Below are 17,454 nucleotides of genomic sequence, written 5' to 3'. Positions count from 1 at the left end.
ACATGCAGACCCCGATGATGATGAATGCCCCCTCCGCCCGCCCGCGCGCGGCCCTCACCACGATCGCGGCAGCGGCGGCGACCGCGGCGCTGATCGCCTTGATGAGCGGCTGCGCGGTGACGCGCGTCGATCCGCCCCCGCCGGTCGCGGCGCCGGCGCAGTTCAAGGAGGATGCGCTCTGGAAGCAGGCGCGCCCCGCCGCCGCGGAGCCGGTGCCCGAGCAGTGGTGGACGCTGTTCGACGACCCCGTGCTCAACGACCTGCAGCACCGGCTGGTGATCGGCAACGAGAACCTGAAGGCGGCCATCGCGCAGGTGGCCGGCGCCCGCGCCGCGCTGGAGGCGAGCCGCTCGGCGCTGTTCCCCACGCTGTCCGTCGGCGTCTCCGGCACGCGCAGCGCGAGCCCGGACGGCAATGTCACCAACGGCTCGATCAACCGCGGACCGACCAACAGCGTGCAGGCCTCGCTGAACGCGAGCTGGGAGCCCGACCTCTGGGGACGGCTGCGCATGGCGAGCGAGGGCGCGAGCGCCTCGCTGCAGGCGAGCGCCGACGACCTCGCCGCGGCGCGGCTCAGCGCGCAGGCCACGCTGGCGCAGACCTACTTCTCGCTGCGGACCGCCGAAGCACAGGAAGCGCTCTACGACCGCAGCGTGAAGGCGTATCAGCGTTTCCTCGACCTCACGCAGGCGCGTTACCAGAGCGGCGTCGCCGCGCGCAGCGACGTGCTGCAGGCGCAGACGCAACTGCGCTCGGCGGAGGCGCAGCTGCTGGAGACGCGCTCGACGCGCGGCCAGCTGGAGCACGCGATCGCGGTGCTGCTGGGACTGCCGCCGTCGGCGCTGGACCTGGCGAAGAACGCGGCGCTGCCCAAGCCGCCGGCGGTGCCGGAGATGCTGCCTTCGCAGCTGCTGGAGCGCCGGCCGGACATCGCGGCCGCGCAGCGGCGCGTGGCGGCGGCGTACTCGCAGATCGGCGTCGCGGACGCGGCGTACTTCCCGTCGCTGACGCTGTCGGGCAGCGCCGGCTATCGCAACAGCACGCTGACGGACCTGCTGTCCGCGCCCAACCTGTTCTGGTCGCTGGGCCCGTCGCTGGCGCAGGCGATCTTCGACGGCGGCCAGCGCAAGCTGGCGAGCGCACAGGCGCGCACGAGCGCGGAGATCGCGACGTCGACCTATCGCCAGACGGTGCTGACGGCGCTGCAGGAGGTCGAGGACAACCTCATCCTCACCAACCATCTGCGCGAGGAAGCGCGGCTGCAGCAGGAGGCGCTCGACGCCGCGCAGCGCAACCTCGAACTGGTGACGGACCAGTACCGCGCGGGCACGGTGTCCTTCCTGGACGTCACGACCGCGCAGAACAGCGCCTTCAACGCGGAGGCTTCGCTGCTGTCGGTCCGCAACCGTCAGCTGGCGGCGATCAACCTGCTGCTGAAGAACGTGGCGGGGCGCTGGACGCCGGCCTGACGGGCGCTCAAGGGCGTTCTCCCAGCCGAAGCAGGACTGCGGCAGCGCATCAAAGCAAAACGGCTCCCGCCAGGGAGCCGTTTTGCATGGCGTTCGATGGGTCAGGCCGCGGAAGCCTTCTCCGCTTCCACCTTCTCCAGCGCGGCATGCGCCTGCTGGTCCGCGTGGTAGCTGGAGCGCACCATCGCGCCGACCGCCGCGTGCGTGAAGCCCATCTTGTAGGCCTCTTCCTCGAACATCTTGAAGGTGTCCGGGTGCACGTAGCGGCGCACCGGCAGATGGTGACCCGACGGGGCCAGGTATTGCCCGATCGTCAGCATGTCGATGTCGTGGGCGCGCATGTCGCGCATGACCTGGAGGATCTCCTCGTCCGTCTCGCCCAGGCCGACCATGATGCCGCTCTTGGTCGGCACGCCCGGCACCGCTTCCTTGAAACGCTTCAGCAGGTTCAGGCTGAACTGGTAGTCCGAGCCCGGACGCGCTTCCTTGTACAGGCGCGGCGCGGTCTCCAGGTTGTGGTTCATCACGTCCGGCGGCGCGGCCTTCAGGATGTCCAGCGCGCGGTCCATGCGGCCGCGGAAGTCGGGCACCAGCACCTCGATCTGCGTGCGGGGACTCAGCTCGCGCACCTTGCGGATGCACTCGGCGAAATGGCCGGCGCCGCCGTCGCGCAGGTCGTCGCGGTCCACGCTGGTGATCACCACGTAGTTCAGCTTCAGCGCCGCGATCGTCTTGGCCAGGTTCAGCGGCTCATCCACGTCCAGCGGATCCGGCCGGCCGTGGCCGACGTCGCAGAACGGGCAGCGCCGCGTGCACTTGTCCCCCCATGATCATGAAGGTCGCCGTGCCCTTGCCGAAGCACTCGCCGATGTTGGGGCAGGACGCTTCCTCGCAGACCGTGTGCAGCTTGTGCTCGCGCAGGATCTGCTTGATCTCGTAGAAGCGCGTCGACGGCGAACCGGCCTTCACCCGGATCCAGTCCGGCTTCTTCAGCTGTTCCGCCGGAATGATCTTGATCGGGATCCGCGCCGTCTTGGCTTGCGCCTTCTGCTTGGCGGTCGCGTCGTAGTCGGACGCGCTCTTGGCTTCGTGGGTGACGTTCTCGGTTGCCATCAGGCGTTCTCTCGGTTGCCTTGTTCCGGGCCTCAGGGTTGGAGCTGGGCTGAGAGCCGATCTCCGAACCGCTGGGCCACCGTGGCCCAGTCCGTGAAAACCCCGAGTGTACCGAGGTCCACCGTTTGAAGCCCTGCGTATCCGCACGGATGGATGCCCAGGAAGGGCTTCAGGTCCATCGCGACATTCAGTGCGACACCGTGATACGTGCAGTGCCGGCTGATCTTGATCCCCAGCGCCGCGACCTTGCCCAGTCCGCGGAACGGGTCCGCCGGGTCGGCCGGCCCGGTCAGGGCGGCATGCGCCCCCGGGTCGTCAAGCCGTACATAGATGCCAGGCGCCCCGGCCACGCGGTGACCCGTCACGCCGAAGCCGTCCAGCGTCTGGATCACGGCGGTCTCGAGTCGGAACACGTATTCCTTGACGAAGATGCCCAGCCGCTTCAGGTCCACCAGCGGGTAGGCGACCACCTGACCGGGGCCGTGGTACGTCACCTGTCCGCCGCGGTTGGTCTGCACCACCGGGATGCCTTGAGGATCCAGGACGTTGTCGGCCTGGCCGGCCAGGCCCTGGGTATAGACGGGATCGAATTCGCAGAGCCAAAGCTCGTCCGGCGTGTCCGGACCGCGTGCGTCCGTGAAGGCGCGCATCGCGTCCAGCGTGGCCGCATAGTCGACGCGGCCCAGGGTCTTGATCAGCATGTCGGCATGCTATCCGCGATGGCTCTAGCATCTGCGCCATCGGGACATTCAGGAGCCGCGCCATGCCGCGTCACATCACGGCCCTTGCCGCGCTCGCGGTCTGCTGCCTCGCGCTGCAGGGCGGCACCGCGTCGGCCGCCAGCGTCACGCTCGAACAGGCCCTCGCGACCTATGAGCGCGGAGACCTCCGCGCCGCTGAAAAGCAGTTCCGCGCGCTGTCGCAGCAAGGCCTGGCACTGGGCGACTACAACCTCGCGATGATGCATCTGCGCGCGGAAGTGCCGAAGCCCGATGCCAAGCTCGCCCGCCGGTTGCTGGTACGCGCAGCCGGTCGCGGTCTTGTGCGCGCGGAGCTGGCCTTGGGTCAGTTCTATGAGCAGGGCGAGGACGGCAAACCCGATCTGGTCCAGGCCCAGTCCTGGTACCTGAAGGCGGCCGAGCACGGCAGCGTCGACGCGCAGGTGGCCGTGGCCACCGCGTTCTATCTCGGTCGCGGTGCCGGGAAAGACTTCCCGCAGGCCGCGCAGTGGTACCGCGAAGCGGCCAAGGGCGGCGACGTCGGCGCGCAGTACCTGATCGCGTCGATGTACGAGTCGGGCCTGGGTGTCGAGCGCGATCTGCGACTGGCGCGCTACTGGTACGACATCGCGGCACGCAACGGCGACGAGGCCGCACCGTACAAGCTCAAGGCGGTCGACGACGCGCTGGCCGCAGACGCCGGCTCGGTCTGAGCGTTAGAGAACCACCTTCACCATCGGGTGCGTGGTGAGCGTGCGATAGAGCTCGTCGAGCTGCTCGCGGCTGGTGGCGGTGACGGTGATCGTCACGCCCAGGTACTTGCCGCCCGAACTCGGGCGCTTCTCCACCCTCGACACGTCGAAGGCCGGATCGAACTGCTGCGCGACGCTGACGATCGCCTCGACGAAGCCCTCCACATGCGCGCCCATCACCTTGATGGGGAACTGCGACGGGTACTCGATGAGCGACTGCTCGGGCGGGATCGGGGCGTTGTTGAAGCTGGTCATGATGGGGAATTCAAGTGGAGTCGGTCAGCGGCTTTGCAAGACCTTGGCCCGCTGATAGGCCTCGTGGAGCTTCGCGTAGACCGGGCCCGGCTTGCCGCGCAGCGCGCCATGGCCGACCTGGTCGTGGTCGAGCCGCGTGACCGGTGCGACTTCCTTGCTGGCGGAGGTCAGCAGGATCTCGTCCGCGGTGCTCAGCTCGGTCTCCGCGATCGGGCGCAGGTTGCAGGCGATGCCGAGTTCCTCGCAGAGCTCCTTGAGCAGACGCACGCGGATGCCTTCGAGCAGCGTCTCGCCCGGCGGCGGCGTCAGCAGCGCACCGTCACGCACGATCCAGACGTTGCTGCTGGAGCCTTCGGTCACGTAGCCGTCGCGGATCAGCACGGTCTCGTCGGCGTCCTGATCGGCGGCCGCCTGCCGCGCCAGCACGTTGCCCAGCAGCGAGATGCTCTTGATGTCGCCGCGCTGCCAGCGGAAATCGCGCGCCGTCACGCAGCTCAGGCCCTGGTGGCGCTGCTCCGGCGTCAGCGCGTGCAGCGGCTGTGTGTACGCGAGCACCGTCGGCTCCAGGTCCTTGGGCATCGCATGGCCGCGCGCCGCGACGCCGCGGGTGACCTGCAGGTAGATCATCTGGTCCTCGACCTCCGGCAGGTGCGCGACCAGGCTGCGGAACAGGTCCAGCCAGGCTTCACGCTCGTAGGGGTCCTCGATGCGCAACGCCTTCAGGCTGCGACCGAGCCGGTCGAGGTGGTCGTCGACGCGAAACAGCCGGCGCGCGTAGACGGGGATCGACTCGTAGACGCCGTCGCCGAAGAGGAATCCCCGGTCCATCACCGGCACCCGGGCATCGCCGAGCCGGCCCAGGTGGCCGTTCAGGTAGCAGGGCAGGTCAACCCAGGGCATGGTCATCAGTGGCTCCCGCTGTGTGGTCACGCCGAAGCCACCGACTGTACGCCGCCGGCCCGGCTCGCCAACCCCGGCAAGCGAGGGGCCTTGGCCGACAGGCCCGTCGCCACGGCCCGACCCGGCCATGGCGCCAGCACCTCGCCGACTCGCGGGTCTTCGGGTCTTACTTGATCCAGAGCCGGATCGCGTCCCAGGCGCGGCCAAAGATGCCGGCCAGCGGCACCTCCTGCTGCACGACCAGCGGCACTTCGGCCACCGGCGCGCCACCCGCGGTCGTCACCTTCAGCGTGCCCACGCGCTGGTTCAGCGCCAGCGGCGCGACCAGCGGATCGGTGCGTTGGATGTCGGTCTTGAGCTTGCCGCCCTCGCCGCGCGGCACCGCGACGAAGACCGCGTCGGCCGCGCCCAGCTTGGCTTCCGGCACGGCGCCCTTCCAGACCTTGACGGTCGTGATCGGCTGGTTCTTCTCGAACAGGCGCACCGCGTCGAAGGCCGAGTAACCCCAGTTCAGCAGCTTCTGGCTCTCGGTCGCGCGCGCCTCCTTCGAGGCCGTGCCCATGACCACGCTCAGCAGGCGGCGCTTGCCGTTGGGCACGTCGCGCTGCGCGCTGGCGGCCAGGCAGTAGCCGGCCGCATCGGTGTAGCCGGTCTTGCCGCCGTCCACCGACGGATCGCGGCCCAGCAGCATGTTGCGGTTGGACTGACGGATCTTGTTGAAGGTGTACTCACGCTTGGAGTAGTAGTCGGCGTAGTACTGCGGGAAGTCCTGGATCACGTGCGAGAAGATCACCGCGATGTCGCGCGCGCTCGTCTTGTGGCCGGGCTCGGTGATGCCGGTGACGTTCTTGAACGCGGTGTTCTTCAGGCCCCAGGCCTGCGCCTGCTTGTTCATCATCGCGACGAACTGCTCGACGGTGCCGCCCACGCCTTCGGCCAGCGCGACCGACGCGTCGTTGCCCGACTGGATGATCATGCCGCGCAGCAGCTCGTCGACCTTGGGCGTCATGGTCGTGTCGATGAACATCAGCGACGGGTCGCCTTTGCGTTCGTCCCAGGCGCGCTTGGAGACGGTCAGCGTCTGGTCCAGCGTCAGGCGCTTGGCCTTGAGCGCGTCGAAGACGACGTAGGCCGTCATCAGCTTGGTCAGCGAGGCGGGATCCTGCGGCGTGTCGGCGTCGCGCTCGGCGAGCGTCTGGTGCGTCGTCAGGTCCAGCAGGACGAAGTTGCGCGCCGCGATCTCGGGCGGCGTCAGCGCCTGCGCCGAGGCGCCGGTCGTCATCACGAAGCTGGACAGGCCCAGGCCGAGGGCCAGGGAGGCAAGGAAGCGTTTCATTCGGGAGGAATCCTCAGGTGCGCGCGTCGCCGACGGCATGCCAGCCGCGCAGCACCAAGTTCTTGAGCAGCGGCAACTGCCCATGGAAGAAATGCCCGACACCGGGCACCACGATGACCGGCAGCGCCTGCGGGCGCGCCCAGTCGAAGACCGCGCTCAGCGGCACCACATCGTCCTGTTCGCCGTGGATCACGACGGTATCGGCCGGCACCGTCGCGACGCCGAAGCGGCTCGCGGCCGGACCGACCAGCAGCAGACGCTCCGCGGGCTGCTCGAGCTTCAGCGCCGCCTGCGACGCGACGAAGCCGCCGAAGGAGAAGCCGGCCAGTGCCAGCGGCTGCGCCGGATCGCGGAACGCGGCGATCACGGCCAGCGCGTCGTCGACCTCGCCGCGGCCTTCGTCCCAGGCGCCGGCCGACTTGCCGATGCCGCGGAAGTTGAAGCGCACCGCGCGATAGCCCAGGTGCACGAACGCACGCGCGATCGTCTGCACCACCTTGTTGTCCATCGTGCCGCCCTGCGTCGGATTCGGGTGGCAGATCACCACCACGCCGCGCAGCGGGCCCGCGTCGACCGCGGGTTCATCGACGGCGCATTCGATCTCGCCGGCCGGACCGGCGATCTGCCGGCGCTGGGTCTGTGCATTCATGCGAGCGGGCTCCCGATCAGCGGCCGACCGAATCGTCGAGCACCAATCGCTCGACGACCTCGCCATGCTTGAGGTGGCGCTCGACGATCTCGTCGATGTCGCTGTTGTCCACGAACGAGTACCAGACCGCGTCCGGGTACACCACCGCCACCGGCCCGCCGGCACAGCGGTCCAGGCAGCCCGCCTTGTTCACGCGCACGCCGCCCTTGCCGGCCAGCTTCTCGGCCTTCACGCGCTTCTTGCAGTGGTCGAAAGCCTCCTGCGCGTTGTGCTGAAGGCAGGCGTTCTCGTTCTCGCGCTGGTTCAGGCAGAAGAAGATGTGGCGTTGGTAGTAGCTGGCAGAGCTCATCGGTCGATTGTAGTTTCAGGGTTTCCACCGAGCGGCCGTTCGTGCGGTCCGTCACGATCGGCCTGTCCTTCAGACCGCCCATCGGCAGGCGGCGGGCCTGATCGATCGCTCTGCGTGACGCCGTAGAGCAGCCACGCCAGCGCCGCGAACGGCCACAACCACCCCACCCATTGCGCCAGCCCGTAAAGGTTGACGAAGCGGCCCTGCTCCCAGAACTGCAGGCTCTCGAGCAGGTACGGGTCGGACGGCGCCTCGGCCATCAGCGCGATCAGCACGGTCAGCACGACCAGCCCCCACGCCGCGTTCGCGCGCCGCGACATGAACGCCGCCAGCATGGCGAGCACGCCGCCGATGATCAGGCCCGGCGCGGTCGTCGCGGTCAGCCAGGCCCAGGCGTGATCGGGGCCGAAGTTCAGCACCGTCGACCAGGCCGTCGTCGTCACGCCCAGCGCGATCGCGCCCAGCACCAGCAACGCGCGACGCCTGCCCGGTCGCGCGACCGACAGCGCCAGCAGGCACGGCGCCAGGACGCCCATGGCGATCGCGATCGCCTCCAGTCCCGGCGGCAGCGGCAGCTCGTCGGTCAGCTCCTTGGGAACCAGCTCCCAGGGCGTGTTCTCCAGCAGCAGCTCGGCCCACTCGCGCAGACGCGGGAACAATTGGCCGAGCCCCAGGGGCAGCGGCGCCGGATACAGCAGCCCCACCGGCCACAGTGCCAGCAAGGCCAGCGCGCCCGCGCTATGCGGCACGAACCAGCGCTCGCGCCAGCCGTTCCAGCGCCGGAGCCCACCCAGCCCCAGCACCGCCCACGCGCACAGCCCGCCCAGCCAGGCGCCGGCGCTGTTCAACAGGAAGTCGGCCAGCGACGGCACGCGGCCCGGGAGGAAGTACTGCAGTGTCTCCATCGAGAACGACAGCAGCGGCAGCCCGACCACCGTCAGCAGCAGTGCACGCATGAGACTGCCGCTGCCGCGGCTCACCGCGGCGAAGCAGAGCAATCCGAGCGGCCAGTAACCGACGACGTTGACCCAGATGTCGAACTTGCCCCAGTAGCGCGGCCAGGGCAGCCCCACGAAGCCGGGCCAGGGCAGGCTCGGCGGCATCCGCCAGGGCCAGAACGGATACAGGCTGGCGTAGACCACCAGCACGGCGTAACACAGGGCCAGCCAGGTGGCGGAACTGCGCCGATGCATCACCGGATCAGAAGGGTTTGACGACGACCAGGATCACGATCGCCGCGAACATGAGCACCGAGACCTCATTGAACACGCGGAACCACTTGTGGCTGCGACGGTTGGCGAGCATCTCGAACTTGCGCAGGAACGCGCGGCACACGTGGTGATAGCCGATGACGGCGACGACCAGCGCGAGCTTGGCATGCATCCAGCCGTTGCCCGGGCCGCGCCCGATGCCGTAGTAGAGCCACAGCGTCAGCCCGAAGGCCAGGGCGAGCAGCATCAATCCCGAGCTGAAGCGGTAGAGCTTCAGGGCCATGATCAACAGCCGTTCGCGCTCGGCGTGGCTGTCGGCGGGCACCATGGCCAGGTTCACGAAGATCCGCGGCAGATAGAAGAGGCCGGCGAACCACGCGGCGACGAAAATGATGTGTAGCGCTTTGATCCAGAGCATCGCGGCATTATGGAGGGCGCGAAAAAAAACCCGGCTTCACAGCCGGGGTCGGAAAGCCTTATCGCTGTCATCACGTTAAGGCTCCTGCTCAGGGAGGAAAAGCAGGGAACGACAGCCAGCGGCTATCATTCAAGAACGACTTTAACAGATCTGCCGAATTTCGGAATCTACGTCTTTCCACCTAGTGACCCCTCATGCTGGTGGTACTTCTCGGAAATCATGCAACTTCCTGCCCCTTATCCCGCCAGCCGCCCCCGTCGCCTGCGTCGCGACGCCTTCACCCGGGCGCTGGTCCGCGAACACCGCCTGCACGCCAGCGATTTCATCTTCCCGGTGTTCGTCCATGAGGGTGAGAACCGCGTCGAACCGATCGCGTCGATGCCGGGCGTGTCCCGGTTGAGCCTGGACAGGCTGATCCCCGTCGCGGAGGAATGCGTCGAACTCGGCATCCCGGTGATCGCGCTCTTCCCCGCGATCGACACGGCGCTGAAGACGCCCGACGGCATCGAGGCGACCAACCCGGACGGTCTGATTCCCCGCGTCGTGCGGGCGCTCAAGGAGAAGGTGCCCGGCCTGGGCGTGCTGACGGACGTGGCGCTCGACCCGTACACCAGCCACGGCCAGGACGGCGTGCTCGACGAGCAGGGCTACATCCTGAACGACCGCACCGTCGAGCTACTCAAGCAACAGGCGCTGGTCCAGGCCCGGGCGGGCGTGGACATCGTCGCGCCCAGCGACATGATGGACGGCCGCATCGGCGCGATCCGCGCCGCGCTCGAGGCCGACAGCCACATCCACACGCGGATCATGGCCTACAGCGCCAAGTACGCCAGTGCCTTCTACGGCCCGTTCCGCGACGCGGTCGGCTCGCGCAGCAACCTCGGCAAGGCGGACAAGAAGACCTACCAGATGGACCCGGGCAACAGCGACGAAGCGCTGCGCGAAGTCGGCCTGGACCTGGCCGAAGGCGCCGACATGGTGATGGTCAAGCCCGGCCTGCCGTATCTGGACATCGTCCGCCGGGTGAAGGACGAGTTCAAGGTCCCGACCTTCGCCTATCAGGTCAGCGGCGAGTACGCCATGATCAAGGCCGCCGCGGCCAACGGCTGGCTGGACCACGACGCCGTGATGCTCGAAGCGTTGCTCGCTTTCAAGCGCGCTGGCGCCGACGGCATCCTGACCTACTTCGCGATGGACGCGGCGCGTCTGATCCGCGCCGGCGCCTGAGCTTCGGCGGCTCCAGGAAACGCCGGCTGCCCGACCGACGCATGCGCATCTTCCATCTCAGCGACGCGCTCTACGAGGAACTCGCCGAGCTGCCCGACGAACTCCCGCCCGAGGGCTTCCTGTGGATCGGGCTGCCGCGGCGTGAATTCGAGCTCCAGCTCGGCACGCTGCAGCAGCGGCTGATGCGCTGGGCCGGCGCGCAACTGCTCGACCTGCATGTATCGGATCTGATGAATCCGCAGCTGCCGTCGCATTTCGATTACACGAGCTCGTACGACCTGATGGTCTTCCGCCGGCTCGCGACGATGCCCGGCAGCGAGCAGTACCTGTCCGACGACGAGCCCCGCCACGCCGCGGCGGTCAACGAGGCCCTGAAGGCCATCGACACGAGTCCGGTCGGTTTCGCCGTCTTCGACCGCGTGCTGATCACGGTGCATCCGGGCGAGTGCTCGCTGCGGGATCACTTCGCCGGCAAGCTCGGCGCGCAGCAGGAGGGTCGCGACCTGCGTGGCAGCACCCGCCTGCCCCACAGCCCGGCCGAGCTGATGCTGCGCATGGTCAACCACATGGTGGACAGCTACCTGGATCTGCGCCGGCTGCTCACGCGTCAGCTGACCACGTTGCAGAACCTGCTGCTCGATCGGCGCGGCCACTTCCGCGACTGGCCGGTGGTGCTGCACGCCCGTGACACGCTGTCGCGGCTGGAAGACCTCTGCGAGGACCAGCGCAGTGCCGTGCAGGAATGGATCGACGCGCTCGGCGAATGGCCCGTCGGCGATGCGCGCGCGGAGCGCGAGCGCGAGCTGCTGCGCGTGCGGTCGCGCGACGTGCTCGAACACGTCGAGCGGGTCCTGACCCATGTGCGGCGGCTGGAGACTTCAGCCGAGACCTCGGTGCAGATGCACTTCTCCCTCACCGGCGAGCGCACCAACAACATCATGCGGACGCTGACCGTGCTGACGGCCATCTTCCTGCCGCTGAACCTGATCACCGGCGTCTTCGGCATGAACTTCGACACCCTGCCGCTGATCCACCGGGCCACCGGCTTCTGGATCGCCGTCGGCGTCATGGTCGTCACCGCCCTCGCGCTCGGCGCCTTCTTCTGGCGCAAGCGCTACCTGGGCACGCAGCAGTAGTGCTCAGCGTCTGGCGTAGGGATCGGCGAAGCCGAGGCCGAGCATCACCTCGGTCTCGCGTGCTTCCATGAACTCGGCCTCGTCGTCTTCTTCGTGGTCGTAGCCTTGCGCGTGCAGCGTGCCGTGGACCAGCATGTGCGCGTAGTGCGCCGCGAGGTCCAGCCCCATCTCTTTCGCCTCGCGCTCGACCACCTCGGCGCAGATCACCAGGTCCGCGGCGACGACGGGCTCGTGCGTGTAGTCGAAGGTCAGCACGTTGGTCGCGTAGTCCTTCGAGCGGTACTCGCGGTTGAGCGACTGACCTTCCTCCGCGTCGACGATGCGGACAGTGATCTCGCCCGGCAGTTCCAGCGCGGCGCGCATCCAGCGGATCACCTTGTGCCGCGGCAGCAGCGCCTTGTGGCGCGGGTCCGCGAACTGCAGCGACAGGCTCAATTCTGGGCGGCTCATCGCGCGGCTCCCTTTCGCGCGGACTTGCCGGGAGACTTGGCCGCCGCCTGCTTCGCAGCGGGCTTCTTGACGGCCACCTTTTTCGCGGCCACCTTCTTCGCGACAGTCTTCGTCGCGACGGGCTTCGTCGCCGAGCTCTTCGCCGCCGGCCTGGACGCGGGCTTCCTGGTGGGCGCCTTCTTCACCGGTGCGGGCGGCGGCGGCGGCGGTGCCGATGGCACCTCATCGAATCGAATCGCCGCCTCGCGCATGCGCAATGCCCTCAGACGACGCTCTTCACGCTCTTCCGCGAACTGCGCGCGATGCTCTTCCTGGGCGCGCGCTTCCTCGCGCGCCAGCACTTCCGCCTGGTCCTCGTAAGCCTGCACGATGCGCGCGACCAGCGGATGACGCACGACGTCCGCGCGCGTGAAGCGCGTGATCGCAATGCCCTCGACACCGTCCAGCACCTGCTCCGCGTCGACCAGCCCGCTGTGCATGCCGCGCGGCAGGTCGATCTGGCTCGTGTCGCCGGTCACCACGCACTTGCTGCCGAAGCCGATGCGCGTCAGGAACATCTTCATCTGCTCGGGCGTCGTGTTCTGCGCCTCGTCGAGGATGACGAACGCATGATTCAGCGTGCGCCCCCGCATGAAGGCGAGCGGGGCGATTTCCAGCTGGCCCTTCTCGAACGCCTTGGTCACGCGATCGAAGCCCATCAGGTCGTAGAGCGCGTCGTAGAGCGGGCGCAGGTAGGGATCGACCTTCTGCGTCAGATCGCCGGGCAGGAAGCCGAGGCGCTCGCCCGCCTCGACGGCCGGGCGCGTCAGGATGATGCGCTGCACGGTCGAGCGCTCCAGCGCGTCCACCGCGCAGGCCACCGCGAGGAAGGTCTTGCCCGTGCCTGCGGGGCCGATACCGAAGCTGATGTCGTGCGACAGGATGCTGCGCAGGTAGAGATGCTGATTGCCCGTGCGACCGGCCAGGTCGGCGCGGCGCGTGCGCAGCACGATGTTGTCGCCGTCCGCGTCCTCGCCGTTGGCGAGCTTCGTCGGCGCGGCCACGTCATTGGCAGCCTCGACGATCGCCAGACGCAGGCTCTCGCCGGGAATGGCCCGGTCGGCCCGCGCGTACAGCGACTCCAGCAAGGCGAGCGTGCGCTGCGCCGGAGCGCGGTCGCCCTCGATGTTGAAGTGCTCGGCGCGATGGGTGATGCGCACGGTCAGCGCCGCCTCGATCTGGCGGAGATGCTCGTCCAGCGGGCCGCACAGGTGCGACAGACGCCGGTTGTCGGCGGGGGTGAAAGCGTGGCGCAGGTTCAAGGCGGAGGAGGCTCCGTATTCAGGGGGGTTGAGGGCGGTATTGTCGCGCGCCAGTGCGCCGCGCGCTTGCTGCGCCTGCACAATCGCCCCCCATGCACCGGATCACGGAACAACAAGGAGACGCCGGCCACTGCGATGCCGTGCCGGCACAGGGAGGATCCAGACCTGCGGCGTTCGGCGCCGCGGCCGCGCTGACATTGGCCGTGCCGGTCTGTCTCGCCCAGGTGGCGGGCGCGGCGGTCGCCGGTGCCGACGGCGTCGCCACCGATTCCTTCGCGACGCTATGGACGCGTCTGGCGCCGCAGCTCGCCTATGGTCTGCAGTCCGCGCTGGTGTTGATGGCCTTCGTGCTGGGATTGCTGATCTGGCAACGCCGCGCCCAACGTCACATCAGCTGGCTGCTCGTGCTGATGCCGGGATGGGTCGTCACGGTCGGCCTCGCGCCCCTGTCGTCATGGCGCACGGGGATCGCGGTGATCCTGGCGCCGTGGCTGCTGTGGTGCGCCATCCATTACCTGATGCGGCGGATGCGACGACGCGATCGCCGCATGCATCGCGCGCTGCTGGCCCAGGCGCTGCTCTTTCCTGCCGCGTTGCTGCTGCCGGTGCCGGCAACACGGATCGCCTCCTTCGCGCTCTGGTGGTTGGGCGCCCAGTTGCTGGTCGCGATGGGCTGGCATCTCTGGCATCTGTGGCAGGACATGTTCCTCCCGACGCTTGAGGAGCGGTACCCGCAGTCCGACTTCATCCTCAGTTGCGTGCTGATCGGCTTCGGCGCGCTCGCGGTGCTGGCCGCATGGACGCTGCCGGGCAGCGGTCTGGCGGGCATCCTCGGGCCACTGTGCCTGCTGGGACTCGGCCTGCATCGCGTGCGCGAGTTCGCCCGCGCGCTCACGCAGTCCGAGCTCGCCGTCCTGCAAGGCGAGTTGCGTCTGCAGGAGCGCATCGCCGAGCTGGAGCGCCATTTCGATCAGGTCGCGGAAACCAAGCTGGAGCAGGTCACCGAACGCGAGCGCAAGCGCATCGCCGCCGACCTGCACGACGACCTGGGTGCCAAGCTGCTGACCATCGTCCACACCAGCGAGTCGGACCGGATCTCCACGCTCGCGCGCGAGGCGCTCGAGGAGATGCGGCTGTCGGTGCGTGGCCTGACCGGCAAGCCCGTGCAACTGCTGGACGCGCTGGGGGACTGGCGCGCGGAGGTGGTCTCGCGACTGGCACAGGCCAACATCCTGGCCGAGTGGAAATCGCCCGCCGAGGACATCGAGCACACCTTCCCCGCCCGCGCCTACGTGCAGACGACGCGCATCCTGCGCGAATCGGTGAGCAACATCATCAAGCACAGCGGCGCCACGCATTGCGTGATCAGCTGCTCGGCGCAGGACGGCTACTTCTCCGTGGTGATCCAGGACAACGGCCAGGGCATCCCGCTGGAGCTCGAAGGTCGCCTGGACAAGGGACACGGCATGGCCAGCATGAAGGCGCGCGCCAAGCAGATGCATGGTCAGTGCCTGGTCGAATCCGGCCCCGGTTGGGGCACCGTCATCCGGCTGACGATCCCGCTCTGATCGCATGCCAGCGTGATCCATTGCCGCCGGCGCCACAGTCCGGCGTTGATCAGGATGGTCAGTCCCTCCAGAAAGCCGTACCGTTGCAGGAAGTCAGCGAGCACTCCGCCCGCACGACAATCCTGAGCAAGAATCCGCGCCATGAACCACATCCTGCTCCTCGAAGACATTCCCGAAATCCGCGCCTGGCTCAAGGTCCTGGTCAAACAGGTCTTCGCCAACGCGGTCGTCACCGAGTGCTCGCGGGTGCAGGACGCATTGCAGCAGGTCAACTCGCAGCGCTTCACGCTGGCCCTGCTGGACCTGGGCCTGCCGGACGGTTCCGGAGTCGACGTGATCTCCGCGCTGCGAGAGAAACAGCCTGAAGTCCAGTCGGTGATCGTCACCATCCACGACGACGACGAGCATCTCTTCCCTGCCCTGCAGGCCGGTGCCTTCGGTTACCTGCTCAAGGAGCAATCGCGCGAGCTGCTGGTCGAGCAGCTCCAGCGCATCAGCCAGGGAGAGCCGCCGCTGTCCCCGTCGATCGCGCGCAAGGTCATCGCCTACTTCACGTCGCAACGCCGGCCGCAGGCCGCGCAGGTGCTGCACGAGGTCTCGCTGACGGACCGCGAGACGGAAGTGCTGCTTCGCGTCGCCAAGGGCTTCACGCTGCCGGAGATCGGCGTGCAGTTGGGGCTGTCGCGCCACACGATCGCCGACTATGTGAAGCAGATCTACCGCAAGCTCAATGTGAGCTCGCGCGCCGAAGCGGCGCTGGAAGCACAACGCCTGGGGCTTTTCGGGCGCAACTGAGCGCTTCGCGCGCCGGATCTCGAGGCGTGGCCGCACGCCTCGGGAAAATACTGGACAAACATCCAGCAAATCACCGTCGAATCGCCGCTGAACGCGGATAATCCGCGCCCATGATCGGCAAGCTCACCGGCGTCATCGCGGAAAAATCGCCCCCGCAGGTCCTCATCGACGTGCAAGGCGTCGGCTACGAAGTCGATGTGCCGATGAGCACCTTCTTCAATCTGCCGGGCCTGGGCGAGCGCGCCACACTGCTGACGCACCTGAGCATCCGCGAGGATGCCCACGTCCTCTTCGGCTTCCTCACCGCCGAGGAGCGCAGCACCTTCCGTCTGCTGATCAAGATCAGCGGCGTCGGCCCCAAGATGGCCTTGTCGCTGCTGTCCGGCATGTCGGTCGGCGACCTGGCGCAGGCCGTATCCAGGCAGGAGGCTGGCCGTCTCGTGAAGGTCCCGGGCATCGGGAAGAAGACGGCCGAACGGCTGCTGCTGGAGCTCAAGGGCAAGCTGAGCCCCGACCTGTCGCTGCCGGTGTCCGTGGCCAACGACGCGCAGGCCGACATCCTCCAGGCGCTGGTCGCGCTGGGCTACAGCGAGAAGGAAGCCGGTACCGCGCTGAAGACGCTGCCGGGGGACATTGGCGTCAGTGAAGGCATCAAGCTGGCGATGAAGCACCTGTCATGAATCCGCGCGCGCGGCGTACCCTCCCACCATGAGCATCCAGACCGACGACTTCACGCCCGCGCCGCAACAGGCCCGCCTGATCAGCGCACAACCGGCGTCGCCGAACGAGGACGCGATCGAGCGCGCACTGCGCCCCAAGCTGCTCGACGAGTACGTCGGCCAGGCCAAGGCGCGGGAGCAGCTGGAGATCTTCATCGGCGCCGCTAAAAAGCGACGCGAGGCGCTCGATCACGTGCTCCTGTTCGGACCGCCGGGATTGGGCAAGACGACGCTGAGTCACATCGTGGCCGCGGAGCTGGGCGTCAACCTGCGCCAGACCAGCGGGCCGGTCCTCGAAAAGCCCAAGGACCTCGCCGCCATCCTGACCAACCTCGAGCGCAACGACGTGCTGTTCATCGACGAGATCCACCGGCTTTCGCCGGTCGTCGAGGAAATCCTCTATCCGGCGCTCGAGGACTACCAGATCGACATCATGATCGGCGAGGGCCCGGCAGCGCGTTCGATCAAGCTTGACCTGCAGCCGTTCACACTGATCGGCGCGACCACACGCGCCGGCATGCTGACCAACCCACTTCGCGATCGCTTCGGCATCGTCGCTCGGCTGGAGTTCTACACGGCCGATGAACTGCAGCGCATCGTGACGCGGTCCGCGTCGCTGCTCGGCGCACCGATCGAGCCGGCAGGCGCGCTTGAGGTTGCGCGGCGTTCGCGCGGCACGCCGCGGATCGCCAACCGGTTGCTGCGTCGCGTCCGCGATTACGCCGACGTCAAGGCCGATGGCACCATCACCCGCACGATCGCGGAAAAGGCGTTGGCGATGCTGGACGTCGATCCGCTGGGCTTCGATCTGATGGACCGCAAGTTGCTTGAGGCGGTGGTGCACCGCTTCGACGGCGGGCCGGTGGGGCTGGACAACGTCGCTGCGGCGATCGGCGAAGAGCCCGGCACCATCGAGGACGTCATCGAGCCTTATCTGATCCAACAGGGCTTTCTGCAGCGCACCCCCCGCGGGCGGATCGCAACGCTGGCGGCGTATCGCCACCTTGGAGTCGCTCCGCCGAAACAGGCGGGGCAGTTGTTCGAGCTTGAATGAGCGCCGGGTGAGCCTGCAAGACAACAGGTGCAC

Annotated in this window: 17 protein-coding genes and 2 pseudogenes; 8 read left to right on the top strand and 11 right to left on the bottom strand. The window is 68.1% G+C overall.

Annotation, left to right across the window (positions count from 1 at the left end; genetic code table 11):
- Positions 1 to 2: 2 nt before the first annotated feature.
- On the top strand, positions 3 to 1,469 hold the full coding sequence (locus tag ACFJIX_RS10385; RefSeq protein ID WP_377159723.1) for an efflux transporter outer membrane subunit: 1,467 nt from the start codon (positions 3 to 5) through the stop codon (positions 1,467 to 1,469).
- Between the two features lie 101 nt (positions 1,470 to 1,570).
- Here the strand turns inward: ACFJIX_RS10385 and lipA are convergent.
- Together lipA and lipB are read right to left on the bottom strand one after the other, a co-directional pair.
- Positions 1,571 to 2,582 (bottom strand): annotated as a pseudogene (gene lipA / locus ACFJIX_RS10380) (lipoyl synthase).
- Positions 2,583 to 2,614: 32 nt separating this feature from the next.
- Positions 2,615 to 3,283 (bottom strand): lipoyl(octanoyl) transferase LipB, encoded by a 669-nt coding sequence (lipB, locus tag ACFJIX_RS10375; RefSeq protein ID WP_377159721.1) that lies wholly within the window; start codon positions 3,281 to 3,283, stop codon positions 2,615 to 2,617.
- A 62-nt stretch (positions 3,284 to 3,345) separates the two neighbouring features.
- On the opposite strand from lipB, the gene ACFJIX_RS10370 reads away from it, so the two are divergent.
- Positions 3,346 to 4,014: a tetratricopeptide repeat protein gene (locus ACFJIX_RS10370; protein WP_377159719.1), complete on the top strand. Its 669-nt coding sequence runs from the start codon at positions 3,346 to 3,348 to the stop codon at positions 4,012 to 4,014.
- Between the two features lie 3 nt (positions 4,015 to 4,017).
- Here the strand turns inward: ACFJIX_RS10370 and ACFJIX_RS10365 are convergent, their stop codons facing one another.
- The 7 genes from ACFJIX_RS10365 to ACFJIX_RS10335 form a co-directional block, all read right to left on the bottom strand.
- Positions 4,018 to 4,308, bottom strand: coding sequence for a DUF493 family protein (locus tag ACFJIX_RS10365; RefSeq protein ID WP_377159717.1), 291 nt, complete (start codon positions 4,306 to 4,308; stop codon positions 4,018 to 4,020).
- Positions 4,309 to 4,332: 24 nt separating this feature from the next.
- Entirely contained in the window at positions 4,333 to 5,214 is an 882-nt protein-coding gene (locus tag ACFJIX_RS10360) for a D-amino acid aminotransferase (RefSeq protein WP_377159715.1), read from the bottom strand.
- Positions 5,215 to 5,374: 160 nt separating this feature from the next.
- Entirely contained in the window at positions 5,375 to 6,544 is a 1,170-nt protein-coding gene (locus ACFJIX_RS10355; RefSeq protein ID WP_377159713.1) for a D-alanyl-D-alanine carboxypeptidase family protein, read from the bottom strand.
- A gap of 13 nt (positions 6,545 to 6,557) precedes the next feature.
- The gene (locus ACFJIX_RS10350) at positions 6,558 to 7,193 is read right to left on the bottom strand and encodes an alpha/beta hydrolase (protein ID WP_377159710.1); all 636 of its coding nucleotides are present in this window, start codon (positions 7,191 to 7,193) and stop codon (positions 6,558 to 6,560) included.
- Positions 7,194 to 7,209: 16 nt separating this feature from the next.
- On the bottom strand, positions 7,210 to 7,542 hold the full coding sequence (locus ACFJIX_RS10345) for a ferredoxin (protein ID WP_377159708.1): 333 nt from the start codon (positions 7,540 to 7,542) through the stop codon (positions 7,210 to 7,212).
- Entirely contained in the window at positions 7,539 to 8,735 is a 1,197-nt protein-coding gene (locus ACFJIX_RS10340; RefSeq protein ID WP_377159706.1) for a VanZ family protein, read from the bottom strand. The genes ACFJIX_RS10345 and ACFJIX_RS10340 overlap by 4 nt, the downstream gene beginning before the upstream one ends.
- A 7-nt stretch (positions 8,736 to 8,742) precedes the next feature.
- The gene (locus ACFJIX_RS10335; RefSeq protein WP_377159704.1) at positions 8,743 to 9,171 is read right to left on the bottom strand and encodes a CopD family protein; all 429 of its coding nucleotides are present in this window, start codon (positions 9,169 to 9,171) and stop codon (positions 8,743 to 8,745) included.
- Positions 9,172 to 9,390: 219 nt separating this feature from the next.
- On the opposite strand from ACFJIX_RS10335, the gene hemB reads away from it, so the two are divergent.
- Positions 9,391 to 10,398 (top strand): porphobilinogen synthase, encoded by a 1,008-nt coding sequence (hemB, locus tag ACFJIX_RS10330; protein WP_377159702.1) that lies wholly within the window; start codon positions 9,391 to 9,393, stop codon positions 10,396 to 10,398.
- 41 nt (positions 10,399 to 10,439) lie between these two features.
- Positions 10,440 to 11,534, top strand: coding sequence for a magnesium transporter CorA family protein (locus tag ACFJIX_RS10325; RefSeq protein WP_377159700.1), 1,095 nt, complete (start codon positions 10,440 to 10,442; stop codon positions 11,532 to 11,534).
- Positions 11,535 to 11,537: 3 nt separating this feature from the next.
- Here the strand turns inward: ACFJIX_RS10325 and ybeY are convergent, their stop codons facing one another.
- Positions 11,538 to 11,984 carry an rRNA maturation RNase YbeY gene (gene ybeY / locus ACFJIX_RS10320; RefSeq protein WP_377159698.1) on the bottom strand — a complete coding sequence of 149 codons (447 nt, stop codon included), beginning with the start codon at positions 11,982 to 11,984 and terminating at the stop codon, positions 11,538 to 11,540.
- Positions 11,985 to 12,331: 347 nt separating this feature from the next.
- A pseudogene (locus ACFJIX_RS10315) lies at positions 12,332 to 13,285 on the bottom strand (PhoH family protein); the annotation flags it as partial.
- 92 nt (positions 13,286 to 13,377) lie between these two features.
- On the opposite strand from ACFJIX_RS10315, the gene ACFJIX_RS10310 reads away from it, so the two are divergent.
- The 4 genes from ACFJIX_RS10310 (at position 13,378) to ruvB (ending at position 17,421) form a co-directional block, all read left to right on the top strand.
- On the top strand, positions 13,378 to 14,853 hold the full coding sequence (locus ACFJIX_RS10310) for a sensor histidine kinase (RefSeq protein ID WP_377159696.1): 1,476 nt from the start codon (positions 13,378 to 13,380) through the stop codon (positions 14,851 to 14,853).
- 141 nt (positions 14,854 to 14,994) lie between these two features.
- Positions 14,995 to 15,648, top strand: coding sequence for a response regulator transcription factor (locus tag ACFJIX_RS10305; RefSeq protein ID WP_067069232.1), 654 nt, complete (start codon positions 14,995 to 14,997; stop codon positions 15,646 to 15,648).
- A gap of 110 nt (positions 15,649 to 15,758) precedes the next feature.
- Positions 15,759 to 16,328 carry a Holliday junction branch migration protein RuvA gene (gene ruvA / locus ACFJIX_RS10300; protein ID WP_377159693.1) on the top strand — a complete coding sequence of 190 codons (570 nt, stop codon included), beginning with the start codon at positions 15,759 to 15,761 and terminating at the stop codon, positions 16,326 to 16,328.
- A 28-nt stretch (positions 16,329 to 16,356) separates the two neighbouring features.
- Complete coding sequence (ruvB, locus tag ACFJIX_RS10295; RefSeq protein ID WP_377159691.1) at positions 16,357 to 17,421, top strand: Holliday junction branch migration DNA helicase RuvB; 1,065 nt, start codon at positions 16,357 to 16,359, stop codon at positions 17,419 to 17,421.
- The last annotated feature ends 33 nt before the right edge of the window (positions 17,422 to 17,454 follow it).

The organism is Roseateles sp. UC29_93 (assembly GCF_042695725.1).
GTDB classification, from domain to species: Bacteria; Pseudomonadota; Gammaproteobacteria; order Burkholderiales; family Burkholderiaceae_C; genus Roseateles; species Roseateles noduli_A.
The sequence above is the reverse complement of the archived record's forward strand: the minus strand, read 5'-3'. Positions and strand labels throughout refer to the sequence as shown.